Annotated in this window: 12 protein-coding genes; 6 read left to right on the plus strand and 6 right to left on the minus strand. The window is 29.7% G+C overall.

All coding sequences use genetic code 11. The annotated features are described in order from the left end of the window. The first annotated feature begins 52 nt into the window (after positions 1 to 52). The 4 genes from V7R38_RS12935 to V7R38_RS12950 all read left to right on the plus strand — a co-directional run bounded on the left by V7R38_RS12935 (position 53) and on the right by V7R38_RS12950 (position 4,682). The gene (locus tag V7R38_RS12935; RefSeq protein ID WP_334059051.1) at positions 53 to 976 is read left to right on the plus strand and encodes a DUF368 domain-containing protein; all 924 of its coding nucleotides are present in this window, start codon (positions 53 to 55) and stop codon (positions 974 to 976) included. Then, complete coding sequence (locus tag V7R38_RS12940) at positions 977 to 1,987, plus strand: DUF368 domain-containing protein (RefSeq protein WP_334059053.1); 1,011 nt, start codon at positions 977 to 979, stop codon at positions 1,985 to 1,987. After that, positions 1,965 to 2,720 carry a shikimate dehydrogenase family protein gene (locus V7R38_RS12945; RefSeq protein ID WP_334059054.1) on the plus strand — a complete coding sequence of 252 codons (756 nt, stop codon included), beginning with the start codon at positions 1,965 to 1,967 and terminating at the stop codon, positions 2,718 to 2,720. The genes V7R38_RS12940 and V7R38_RS12945 overlap by 23 nt, the downstream gene beginning before the upstream one ends. A 111-nt stretch (positions 2,721 to 2,831) precedes the next feature. Then, positions 2,832 to 4,682, plus strand: coding sequence for a DUF349 domain-containing protein (locus V7R38_RS12950; protein ID WP_334059056.1), 1,851 nt, complete (start codon positions 2,832 to 2,834; stop codon positions 4,680 to 4,682). A gap of 74 nt (positions 4,683 to 4,756) precedes the next feature. Here V7R38_RS12950 and V7R38_RS12955 read toward each other — a convergent pair whose 3' ends face one another. Together V7R38_RS12955 and V7R38_RS12960 are read right to left on the minus strand one after the other, a co-directional pair. Then, positions 4,757 to 5,530 carry a zinc ribbon domain-containing protein gene (locus V7R38_RS12955; protein WP_015480691.1) on the minus strand — a complete coding sequence of 258 codons (774 nt, stop codon included), beginning with the start codon at positions 5,528 to 5,530 and terminating at the stop codon, positions 4,757 to 4,759. Between the two features lie 2 nt (positions 5,531 to 5,532). Continuing rightward, positions 5,533 to 6,627: a Nif3-like dinuclear metal center hexameric protein gene (locus V7R38_RS12960; RefSeq protein WP_334059057.1), complete on the minus strand. Its 1,095-nt coding sequence runs from the start codon at positions 6,625 to 6,627 to the stop codon at positions 5,533 to 5,535. 52 nt (positions 6,628 to 6,679) lie between these two features. Here V7R38_RS12960 and lpxK point away from each other — a divergent pair, with 52 nt between their 5' ends. Both lpxK and V7R38_RS12970 read left to right on the plus strand, forming a co-directional pair. After that, positions 6,680 to 7,708, plus strand: coding sequence for a tetraacyldisaccharide 4'-kinase (gene lpxK / locus V7R38_RS12965; RefSeq protein WP_334059059.1), 1,029 nt, complete (start codon positions 6,680 to 6,682; stop codon positions 7,706 to 7,708). Positions 7,709 to 7,802: 94 nt separating this feature from the next. Further along, positions 7,803 to 8,291 (plus strand): thioredoxin family protein, encoded by a 489-nt coding sequence (locus tag V7R38_RS12970; RefSeq protein ID WP_015480688.1) that lies wholly within the window; start codon positions 7,803 to 7,805, stop codon positions 8,289 to 8,291. Positions 8,292 to 8,361: 70 nt separating this feature from the next. Here V7R38_RS12970 and V7R38_RS12975 read toward each other — a convergent pair whose 3' ends face one another. The 4 genes from V7R38_RS12975 to pdxH all read right to left on the minus strand — a co-directional run bounded on the left by V7R38_RS12975 (position 8,362) and on the right by pdxH (position 11,626). After that, complete coding sequence (locus V7R38_RS12975; RefSeq protein WP_041383871.1) at positions 8,362 to 9,462, minus strand: OmpA family protein; 1,101 nt, start codon at positions 9,460 to 9,462, stop codon at positions 8,362 to 8,364. 93 nt (positions 9,463 to 9,555) lie between these two features. Continuing rightward, positions 9,556 to 10,452: a Ppx/GppA phosphatase family protein gene (locus V7R38_RS12980; RefSeq protein ID WP_334059062.1), complete on the minus strand. Its 897-nt coding sequence runs from the start codon at positions 10,450 to 10,452 to the stop codon at positions 9,556 to 9,558. A gap of 6 nt (positions 10,453 to 10,458) precedes the next feature. Next, positions 10,459 to 10,947, minus strand: coding sequence for a SixA phosphatase family protein (locus V7R38_RS12985; RefSeq protein WP_015480685.1), 489 nt, complete (start codon positions 10,945 to 10,947; stop codon positions 10,459 to 10,461). Between the two features lie 31 nt (positions 10,948 to 10,978). Further along, positions 10,979 to 11,626 carry a pyridoxamine 5'-phosphate oxidase gene (gene pdxH / locus V7R38_RS12990; RefSeq protein WP_334059064.1) on the minus strand — a complete coding sequence of 216 codons (648 nt, stop codon included), beginning with the start codon at positions 11,624 to 11,626 and terminating at the stop codon, positions 10,979 to 10,981. Between the last annotated feature and the right edge of the window lie 60 nt (positions 11,627 to 11,686).

Consider the following 11,686-nt stretch of genomic DNA (forward strand, 5'->3'; position numbering starts at 1 on the left):
TTTATATAACTAAAAAAATTTTATATTCGTTCTATAAAGAAATTTCCGTAAGATGAGCAGAAAAATCAAAGACTACATTATAATAAGTCTTAAAGGAATGGCAATGGGTGCTGCAGATGTTGTACCAGGTGTTTCTGGAGGAACAATCGCATTTATTTCAGGTATTTACGAAGAACTTTTAGGCTCAATAAGTAATATTAATTTAGAACTTTTTAAAACTTTAAAAAATGAGGGTTTTAAAATAGCCTGGAAAAAGTTGAATGGAAATTTTTTATTAGCTTTATTTACAGGGATTTTTATAAGTGTTGTATCACTAGCAAAAGCTATTAAATACCTATTAGAAAATGAACCTATTTTACTTTGGTCTTTCTTTTTTGGTTTGGTTTTGGCAAGTATAATTTACATTGCGAAACAAATTAAAAAATGGAACTTTATATCGGTTTTAGTATTAATTATTGGGGCTTTTGTAGCTTATTATATTACTACATTAAACCCTTTAGTTAATGAAAATTCATCCCTTTTATTTATGTTTATTGCTGGTGCTTTAGCCATTTGTGCAATGATATTACCAGGTATTTCAGGAGCTTTTATCTTGGTGCTTTTAGGTGCTTATAAACCAATTTTATCTGCTGTAAGCGATAAAGATTTAAAAACAATTGCAGTAGTAGGCTTAGGAGCTATTGTAGGTTTGTTATCATTTTCTAAAATTTTAAAATGGTTATTTAACCATTACAAAGATTATACGCTCGCTGTTTTAACAGGATTTATTATTGGCTCTTTAAATAAAATTTGGCCTTGGAAAGAAACCATAACTTGGCGTACAAATTCTCATGGAGAGCAAGTGCCATTTAATCAACAAAGTGTTTTGCCATCTAATTTTGATGGTGATGCACAATTATTATTCGCAATTTTATTGGCTTTTATCGGATTTGCGCTAATTTTAGGAATGGAGAAATTAGCCACACAAAAAAACTAAATGCGAGAACAAAGAACTTTTCTACAGAAAGCTAAACTATTCTTTAAAGGATTAGCAATGGGTGCTGCCAATAAAGTACCTGGTGTTTCTGGAGGAACTGTTTCTTATGTGCTTGGTTTTTATGAAGATCTTATTTACTCTTTTCAAAAAATAAATTTAAAAGCTTTTAAACTGCTTATCGCAGGTAATTTTAAAACCTTTGCTCAATACACAAATGCCCAATTTATCCTATTGGTAATGGGTGGAAGTATTTTTAGTTATTTCAGTGTTTCACTACTTTTAGATTACTTGCTAAAGCATTATGAATTGTTTGTTTGGAGCTGGTTTTTTGGAATGATTGTAGGCTCTATTTATTACATAGGAAAAGATTTTGGTAAATGGAATAGAACTAGTTTTATATCTTTAATTATCGGAATTACACTTGGCTTGGCAATAAGTTTTTTAAAGCCTGCTAAAGAAAATGATAATCTTTGGTTTGTTTTCTTATGTGGAATTATAGGTGTTTCTGGTATGACTTTACCTGGCTTATCAGGTTCCTTTATATTGATTTTATTAGGTAATTATGTACTGTTGCTGGTAGATTCTGTAAACGTTCTTTTAAATGTATTAACCAATTTAGCTATTGGAAATTTTGAAGTTTTATCTGATCCTATAAAAGTAAAATACCTGAAAATTATTTCAGTTTTTACTGCAGGCTCTGCTTTTGGCTTGGTTTCAATTTCTCATGTATTGGGTTATGTTTTAAAAAAATATAATAAAATTGTAAATGCTGTAATTATTGGATTTATAACAGGTTCTTTAGGAATTGTTTGGCCTTGGAAAGAAAAAATATATGTTCAGGAAAATGGTGAATTCTTAATAGATAAAGAAGGAAATAAAGTTATAGAAAACTTTGAGCGTTTTATGCCTGAGTTATTCAATTCAGAAACATTTTTCGCAATATTTTTTATGCTAATTGGCATTGCAATAGTGCTTATTATAGATTATTATGGGAAAAGAAGAAAAAAGTAAGTTATTTGGATTATTAGGTAGAGATATTTCTTACTCATTCTCTAGAGGATATTTTACAAAAAAGTTCACAGCTCTTAATTTAGAACATCATTCTTATGTGAATTTTGATATCCCAAAAATTGAAGATTTTCCTAGTATCATAGAAAACAATGAATCAATTAAAGGTATTAATGTAACTATTCCATATAAGGAAGAGGTTATGGCTTATCTTGATAAAATAGATAAGACTGCTAAAGAAATTGGGGCAGTGAATACTATTAAAATTACTAAAAGAGGCAATTTAAAAGGATACAATTCTGATGTAGTTGGTTTCGAAAAATCAATAGTACCATTATTAGAAAAGCACCATAAGAAAGCATTAATCTTGGGTACAGGTGGTGCCTCTAAAGCTATTGCATATGCATTAAAGTTAAACAATATTAAGTACAAGTTTGTTTCTAGAAACCCAAAAACGAAAAAGCAAATTTCTTACAATGATTTATCTCAAGAAATCATGCAAGATTATACTATTATTGTTAATTCAACTCCATTAGGTACTTCACCAGATGTAGATAAATTTCCTGCAATTCCATATCAATTTATTACTTCTAAGCATCTATTGTATGATTTAATCTACAACCCAGAAGTTTCAAAATTCTTAGCAAATGGTAAAGCAAATGGTGCCAAAATTAAGAATGGTTTCGAAATGTTAGAGCTGCAAGCAGAGGAATCTTGGCGAATTTGGAACTCTTAATTACAGTATAAATTTTTGCTATAATTAAACCTTGCAAATTTTGTAAGTTGTAAGTAATTTTGGTGACTATACAATTATATTATTGTATTAAGACCTTTAAACATTGTAGATATGTTAGATAATCAAGAAAAAGTTGTTCAAGATGAAAATGTTGTAAATTCAGAAGAATCTAAAACAGAAAGTAATTCTGAGAGCAACGTTACTCCAGTAGAAAGTGCTAATGAAGAAGCAACCCCTAATCAAGCAGATGAAAAAGAAATTCCAGTAGAGAATTATTCAGATAAAAGCTTAGAGGAGTTATTGGTTAGCTTTAAAACAGTTTTGAATAACAATCCTGTTCAGTCAGTTAAAACAGCTGTAGAAAACATTAAAAGTGAATTCAACAAGAAATTTGGAGCCCTATTAGCTGAGAAAAAAGCAAAATTTTTAGAAGAAGGAGGTAATTCAATCGATTTTAAATTTTCGAGTCCTTTAAAATCAGAATATAATGAGCTGCTTTTTGATTATAAAAAACGTAGAGATGCATTTTACAAAGAAATTGATACTCAATTAAATCAGAATTTAGACAAAAGAAATGATGTTATTGATAGTTTAAAATCTTTGATTGAGAATGCAGATTCTACAACAATGTATAAAGAATTTAAAGCCATTCAAGATAAATGGAGAGCTATTGGACCTGTGCCAAAATCGCATTATAATGATACTTGGAAGATTTATCATCATCATGTAGAGCGTTTTTACGATCTATTAAATCTAAGTAACGATTTAAGAGACCTAGACTTTAAATACAATTTAGAAGAAAAGCTAAAGATTATAGAAAAAGCCAAAGCTTTGGCGAATGAAGAGGATGTAAATTACGCTTCTAAAGAATTACAAGAATTACACAAAAGCTGGAAAGAAGATATTGGGCCTGTAGCTAAAGAAATGCGTGAAGAAATTTGGCAGAAATTTAGTGATGCTACTAAGAAAATTCATGATAGAAGACATGAATATTTTAAAGAAATGCGCTCTAAGTTCCAAGAGATTGTAGAAAAGAAGCATGAGGTAATAAAAAAGCTGAATGCTTATGACACGTCTTCTAATAAAACTCACAATGATTGGCAAAAAAGTATAAAGGAGGTAGAAAAATTAAGGCAAGAGTACTTTAAAGCTGGCAAATTGCCTTATAATAAAAGTGAGGAAGTTTGGCAGAAGTTTAAAGAAGCTACCAAAAAATTCAACACTGCAAAAAATACTTTTTATAAGCGAGAAAAAAATGAGCAGCAAGAGAATTTAAAGAAAAAAATGGCATTAATAGAAATTGCAGAATCTTTTAAGGATAGTGAAGATTGGCAAATGGCTACAAATGCAATGAAAAAAATCCAAGCAGATTGGAAAAAAATTGGTCATGTTCCTCGAAAATTTTCTGATGATATTTGGAAAAAATTTAAAAGTGCATGTAATCATTATTTTGATCGTTTAAATAACCAAAAGAATGCTGTTAGCAAAGAGCAAGAAAAAGTAGTTACTGCAAAGAAAGCGTTTTTAGAAAATTTAAAGGAAACTAAAAAAGAGTCTAAAGAAGAGGTTTTAGAAGCGATTGATAAATGGAGAGATTTAGGAAGTTTACCTAAAAATTCTGGAAACCTTAAAGAAAAGTTTAATAAACAGGTAGATAAAATGCTCGAAAATTTATCATTAGATAAAGAAGAAGTAGCAATGCTGAAGTTTACCAATCTTATTGATTCTTATTTAGCAGATAACGATACTAGAAAACTGGTCTCAGAACAGCAATTTATTCGTAAAAAGCAGGATGAAATTAATAAAGAAATTCAACAATTAGAGAATAATTTAGGTTTTTTCTCTAATGCTACAGATGATAATCCTTTAGTTAAAAATGTAAAAAACCAAGTAGAGAAGTATAGGAATGATTTAGCTATATGGAACTTAAAGATGGACTATCTAAGAAAGTTAGATTTCTAATTTTATAAAAAATGAAATACAAAAAAACTCGAAGCAAGTGCTTCGAGTTTTTTTATAAATATATTAAACTAAGACTAAGAAAATAACTTATCCATTTTTTCTTTTTCTTCTTCAGCTAATGCAGCATCAACTAAGATACGCCCACTGTGTTCGTCAATTGTAATTTTCTTTCTATTTGCAATTTCTAATTGAACTTGAGGCGGAATTGTAAAATAAGAACCACCAGAAGCGCCACGTTCTATGGCTACTACAGCTAAACCGTTTTTAACTTTAGTTCTAATTCTATTGTAAGCAGAATATAAATGCTTGTCTAAAGACTCACCAAACTCTTTCGATTTTTCAATTAAAAGAGATTCTTCTTTTTCAGTTTCTTTTAAAATTGCATCTAATTCAGACTTTTTGTGTCCTAAGTGTTGTTCTTGCTTTGCTAATTTTTCTTTAGTAGCATCGATAACTTCTAATTTCTGAGCAATTTTTGCTTTAAACTCGTTAATTCTTTTGTCTGCTAATTGAATTTCTAAGTCTTGAAATTCGATTTCTTTAGATAAAGAATCAAACTCTCTGTTATTTCTAACTTTTTGCTGTTGCTCTTCGTATTTTTTCATTAATGATTTAGACTCATCAATGGCTAACTTTTTATTGTTAATATCTGTTTCTAAGCTAGAAACATCTTTTTCTAAATTAGAAATACGTGTATTTAAACCAGCAACTTCATCTTCTAAATCTTCAACTTCTAAAGGTAATTCTCCTCTTACGTTTCTAATTTCGTCAATTCTAGAGTCTATTAATTGTAAATCATATAAAGCTCTTAATTTTTCTTCAACCGAAACTTCTTTCTTCTTTGCCATGTTTATATATAATGTATAGGATTTGTACTTTTTTCTGATAAAATGATTGCAAAATTACTAAATTTTTTTGTAAGATAATCAACCAAAAGGTTTTTTGTAAATTGTTCACTCTCATAATGCCCAATATCTGCCAAAAGTATCTTCTTTTCGGCTTTAAAAAACTCATGATATTTAAAATCTGCACTTACGTAAGCATCTGCTCCAACAATTTTTGCATTCTTTATAGCAAAGCTTCCTGAGCCACCTAAAACAGCTACTGTTTTTATTTTTTTAGAAAGTAATTCTGAGTGTCTAACACAATCTGTTTGCATTGTCTTTTTGAGGTACTTCAAAAATGCTTGTTCATCCATTTCAGTTTTTAATTCGCCAACCATACCCATTCCAATATTTTCGTGAACATTTTCTGTAGATACAATTTCGTAAGCCACTTCTTCATAAGGATGATTTTGTTTCAAAGCATTCAGTATCGCTTTTTCGTCTTTACTTTCAAAGACAATAGATATTTTGGTTTCTTTTTCAGAATGCAATTTGCCCTTTTCACCATAAGTGGGGTTAGATTTTTCATTTCCCTTAAAAGTACCTTCTCCTAAATTACTAAAAGAACAACTATCGTAATTACCAATATTATTTTGATTCACCTTAAAAAGGGCTTCTCTTACGTCATTAGCTTTATCTTTTGGTACATAGGTATTTAATTGCTTAATAATTCCTTTTTTAGGTATTAGAACCTTAGTATTTTGTAGACCTAGTACTTCGCACATTTTAGCTGATACTCCATATTTAGAATTATCTAAAGCTGTATGAGTAGCATAAATGGCAATGTCATTTTTAATGGCTTTAAGAACTACTCTTTCTACATAAGAATTGCCATTTATTTTCTTTAATCCTCCGAAAATAATAGGATGAAAACTAACAATTAGATTACAGTTTTTAGCAATCGCTTCGTTTACTGTATCTTCTAATGTGTCTAAAGCTACCAGTACTCCAGTTATTTCTGTATTATAATTTCCTAGTAATAATCCTACATTATCAAAAGATTCAGCATAGGCTAATGGGGCTAATTCTTCTATGTGATTTGTAACGTCTTTAATAGTCATTTATCAAATTATTGAAAATCAAAGTTAACATTTTTAATGTATTTTTACTGCAATGAAATTTCTTCGATTTTTATTGTTCCCAATTGCAGTTGTTTATCATCTAATTACAGCAATTCGTAATTTATTATTTGAGAAAAAAGTTTTCAAATCTACTAAGTTTTCTTTGCCAGTAATTGTTGTTGGTAATTTAAGTGTTGGAGGTACAGGTAAAACTCCACAAATAGAATATTTAACGAGGTTGTTAAAAGAGAAAGCTGAAATTGCCATTTTAAGTAGAGGTTATGGCCGGAAAACGAAAGGCTATATTTTAGCAAATGATACACATACTTCATTAGATGTAGGAGATGAACCATTGCAATATTTTAAAAAATTTGAAAATATAATTGTTGCTGTTTGTGAAAAAAGAGTGGAAGGCATAAAAACTTTATTAAAAACAAAATCGCCAGAAGTTATTTTGTTAGATGATGCTTATCAGCATAGAAAAGTTGAGGGTAGTTACTATATTTTACTAACGAAATTTAATGATATATTTACGAATGATTATTTATTACCAACAGGTAATCTAAGAGAAAGTAGGGTAGGAGCTAAAAGAGCTGATGTAATTGTAGTTACTAAATGCCCTAAAGAATTGTCTAGTTCAAAGCAAAAAGAGATTATCAAGCAATTACAAATTTATAATAAACCTGTTTTTTTCAGTTCAATAAGTTATGCTAATAAAATTTCTGGTCATTATAATTATACCATTAATGAATTAAAAAATAAACACCTCTTGTTGGTTACAGGTATTGCAAATCCTACACCTTTATTGGAGTTTTTGACTTCAAATGATATTGCATACACACATTTAAATTTTTCAGATCATTATCAATTTAGTAATAAGGATATCAATGATATTCAGGTTGCGCTTGAGAAAATTGATGCTGAGCATAAATTAATTCTTACCACAGAGAAAGATTATACTCGATTACAAAATAAAGTTAATCAACTTTCTTATTTGGAAATTGAAACTAAATTTTTAAATAATGAAGACGTTAAGTTTAATAATCTCATAATGAATTCCATAGCTAAAAACGCCATTTAATTTTAGTGATATCATTACTTTCTAGATGGTTTGATTTCATAATTTGCAATTTTTCGATTTTTTTTGATACATTTGATAAATTTAAAAACACATTATGATGAAAAAAGTAATGTTTCCCCTACTTTGCGTTTTTGCAATTTTATTGACTTACCCACAGGAAACTAAAACAGAGAAATTAGCTATTAATGACATTAATTCAGATCGTCTGAATTGGGTGTTAACGTACAAAGAGGCCTTAAAAAGGTCTAAAGAAGAGAACAAACCAGTTCTTATGTATTTTACAGGTTCAGATTGGTGTGGACCATGTATTCGTTTGGACAAGGAATTATTTCACACAGAAAAGTTCAAGGAATTTTCAGACAAGGAATTAATTTTGTTAGAGGTAGATATACCTAGACAGCAAGATTTATTAACTCAAGATAAGCTGAGTGAGAATTTGTATTTAAAAAAGAAGTTTAAAGTAAATTCTTTTCCGACTTTAATTTTTGTAAATCACAGAGGTCGAAAAATAGCTGAAAAAAGCGGTTATATCATGACTGAGTATTACTATCCTTTTATACAGTCTGTAATTCAGAAATTTTAATTAGAACGAACAAGACACAAAAAAAACCGAAGTAAATTTTACTTCGGTTTTTTTATTCTTTATTTTTTCTTTATTTCTGATTCACTACTCTAAAGGTAGTTCTTCTATTTACTGCATGTTCAGACTCAGAACAAACAACACCATCAGCACATTTGTTAAGTAATCTTGTTTCACCAAAGCCTTTAGCATATAATTGAGTAGCATTAATTCCTTTAGAAATTAAGTAATCTGTTACTGCTTTTGCTCTTCTGTCTGATAATTCTTGATTGTCTCTTTTAGTTCCTCTCATATCTGTATGAGATTCGATGAATACAGCTACACCATCTTTAACGATTGGTAATAATCTAGCATCTATAATTTGTTTTGCACCTTCGTTTAAAGTTGCACTAGAAAAATCCCAGTTAATTGGTAATGGAGTATTGTCAATTAAAGAACAGTCTACAGCTTTCCAAGAAGATAAACCTCCTTTTTCTACCAATACTTGTTTTGTAATAGATCTGTATACAGCAGGTACAACTACTTCTTCAGTTCTTGCATCTCTAACTAACACTGTCTTTTTAATAGTAATGTATTCTGGTTCAGTTTTAACTACAGAAGTAGATGGTGGTTTTACCATTACTTTTCTAGTATATGTTTTTGTAACACCAGGAATACGTATTTTATTTACTGAAGCATCACTTGCTAATTTCTCAACAGGCATTGTTTTAAATTCAGCTGGTACTGGTTTATAACACCAATATCTACAATCATCAGGATTACTAGATTCACAATCAGGTAATTTTTCACTCATTTCCCATTTTGCAGTAGCTGCTCTAGTTTCTACTGTTTCAAATCCTTGTAAAAAACTTGCTTTTTCAATTTCTATTTTTGTACCATCTTCTTTTTCGTAGTAAGTAACTTCTTGAGTTCCCCAAACTGCAGGTACAATTAAAATTTCTTCACCAGCTTCTCTAACTAATACTCTTTCTTCTACAGTTTCGTATTCTGCAGGAAAAGAAACAATCTTTTTGTATTCTGGAGAAACAGCGATGTTAATAGTTTCGTTTTTATAAATGTCTGGAGTTTTACAACGTACGTAACACTTTCCTGGTTCTGGATTATCAGGTAAATCTTGTCCAAAAGCAACAGTTGCTAACAACATGAAAGCAGCACTAAATACAATTTTTTTCATTGGGATAATCATTAATCAAAGTCTTTATTTATAGTAAATACAGTGTGCCAAATGTACTAAAAACATTTATAAATTTTTAGGAAATATTATAATTTATAATTTGTTGTAGTGCAAACTTTTAATTATACCATCAGAAAGACCAATTTTTGGAACATAAATTTTTCTGGCTCCACTCCATTTCATAGCAGATAAATAGATTTTAGTTGCAGGTATAATAACATCTGCTCTATCTGGGTTTAAGCTTAATTCTACAATTCTATCTTGATAGCTCATCTTTTTTAAGAATTGATATTGGGCATTTAAATAAATGTAAGAAATAGGTTTGCCCTCGGTTCTACCAGACATTTTGAACAATTTGTTGATGTTTCCTCCAGAACCAATTAAAGACAATTTTTTAAGATCTTTGGTGTTCTTATGAATCCATTTCTCTACGCTTGCAAAAATCTCTTTATTTACAGATTTTTTATTGTTCAGCAAACGTACAGTACCCATTTTAAAGGATTTAGAAGTGATGATCTTACCTTCAGAAAAAACGGTAAACTCTGTGCTTCCACCACCAACATCAACGTACAAATAAGAGTTGTTACCCTGAATCAGTTCATTCAAATCTGTAGATGAAATGATACTTGCTTCTTCTTTACCACCAATAATATCAATTTTAACTCCTGTTTCTTTCTCTATTTTATGAACAACTTCAGAACCATTAGTTGCTTCTCTCATTGCAGATGTTGCACACGCTTTATAACGTTCTACTTTATGCACATTCATTAAAAGTTTAAAAGCGTTCATGGCTTCTATCATTCTTGTGGTATTTTCTTCACTAATAACACCACTAACAAAAGCATCTGCTCCTAAACGAATAGGTACACGAACTAAAGACGATTTTTTGAATTGAGGTTCTTTACCATCTTTTACAATTACATTGGCAATTAGCAAACGTATTGCATTAGAACCAATGTCTATAGCTCCGTATTTTTTTATTTCTAACAAGGGAGTTTATTTATGATTTTTTGGAAATTCAACAAGAAAAGTTTCTCCTCTTCTGATATTTTTCCAATGTTTTTCTTTGAATTTAATACCTATAATTCCGCAGGTTGTTACATGAGCAATTGGTCTGTTACCAAACTCATTTACGAAGGTATTAATACCATGATCGTGACTAAAAATAATTGCAGAATTAAAACCATCATCTAAAGCATTAACGGTTTTTACAAGGTAACCATCGCTAAAACTATACAATTGTCTTTTAATTTGTAGGTTAAAATGAGGAAACCCAAAATTTTCACAGAAAATAACAGCTGTGTGCAAGGCTCTATTCGCACTACTAGAGATAAAAACATCTGGTTTATCAACCATCTTATTAAGTACCTTAGACATCAAGTGAGCGTCTTTTATACCTCTCTTTTTCAATGGTCTGTCTATATCATCTATTCCTGAATATTTCCAAGATGATTTTGCATGACGAACTATATATAATGTTTTCATTGGGTTGATATTGAATTGTAAATATAAATATTTACGGGGCTAATCTTTCTAATTTCCAAGAAAAATCTTTTTGTAAAGTATATCTTATTCTATCATGTAATCTGTTAGGTCTTCCTTGCCAAAATTCTACAGAAATTGGTTTGGTAAGATAGCCTCCCCAATGTTTTGGTCTTGGTATTTCTTTGCCTTCAAAATTTCTTTCAAACATGTCTAAATTCTTTTCTAGTTCTTCTCTAGAAGATACTACAGTACTTTGGTTTGATGCCCAAGCTCCAAGTTTACTGCCATCTGGTCTAGATTCAAAATAGCCATCAGATAAATTTTCTGGCAGGTGTTCTGCTTTACCTTTAATTATGATTTGTTGTTCTAAACCTGGCCAAAAAAACGAAAGACAAATGTTATTGTTTGCTTCTATTGCTTGTCCTTTTTCAGAAGTGTAATTAGTGTAAAATATAAAACCTTCCCAAGTAATTTTTTTTAGTAGTACAATTCTACTTTTAGGAAAACCATCTTTACCTATTGTAGATATATTCATGGCATTTGTTTCATCTACAGTTTCAGATTCATCTGCATTTTTAAACCATGTTTGAAAAAGTTCCATAGGATTCTCTGGGCAATTGCTTTCTAAAAGTTCTTGCTTTTCGTATGATTTTCTATAATTACTTAAGTCTTTTGCCATTTGTAAGTTTTATAATGTAAAAATACAAATGATTTCAATGAAATAGAAAATATAAATAGC

Origin of the sequence: Polaribacter sp. P097 (genome assembly GCF_036864555.1) — a bacterium.
Classification (GTDB): Bacteria; Bacteroidota; Bacteroidia; order Flavobacteriales; family Flavobacteriaceae; genus Polaribacter.

Excerpts from the sequence above, each read along its gene's own strand:
- V7R38_RS12935 (WP_334059051.1), top strand. The coding sequence starts at position 53 with ATGAGCAGAAAAATCAAAGACTACATTATAATAAGTCTTAAAGGAATG.
- V7R38_RS12940 (WP_334059053.1), top strand. The coding sequence starts at position 977 with ATGCGAGAACAAAGAACTTTTCTACAGAAAGCTAAACTATTCTTTAAA.
- V7R38_RS12945 (WP_334059054.1), top strand. The coding sequence starts at position 1,965 with ATGGGAAAAGAAGAAAAAAGTAAGTTATTTGGATTATTAGGTAGAGAT.
- V7R38_RS12950 (WP_334059056.1), top strand. The coding sequence starts at position 2,832 with ATGTTAGATAATCAAGAAAAAGTTGTTCAAGATGAAAATGTTGTAAAT.
- V7R38_RS12955 (WP_015480691.1), bottom strand. The coding sequence starts at position 5,530 with ATGGCAAAGAAGAAAGAAGTTTCGGTTGAAGAAAAATTAAGAGCTTTA.
- V7R38_RS12960 (WP_334059057.1), bottom strand. The coding sequence starts at position 6,627 with ATGACTATTAAAGACGTTACAAATCACATAGAAGAATTAGCCCCATTA.
- lpxK (WP_334059059.1), top strand. The coding sequence starts at position 6,680 with ATGAAATTTCTTCGATTTTTATTGTTCCCAATTGCAGTTGTTTATCAT.
- V7R38_RS12970 (WP_015480688.1), top strand. The coding sequence starts at position 7,803 with ATGATGAAAAAAGTAATGTTTCCCCTACTTTGCGTTTTTGCAATTTTA.
- V7R38_RS12975 (WP_041383871.1), bottom strand. The coding sequence starts at position 9,462 with ATGAAAAAAATTGTATTTAGTGCTGCTTTCATGTTGTTAGCAACTGTT.
- V7R38_RS12985 (WP_015480685.1), bottom strand. The coding sequence starts at position 10,947 with ATGAAAACATTATATATAGTTCGTCATGCAAAATCATCTTGGAAATAT.
- pdxH (WP_334059064.1), bottom strand. The coding sequence starts at position 11,626 with ATGGCAAAAGACTTAAGTAATTATAGAAAATCATACGAAAAGCAAGAA.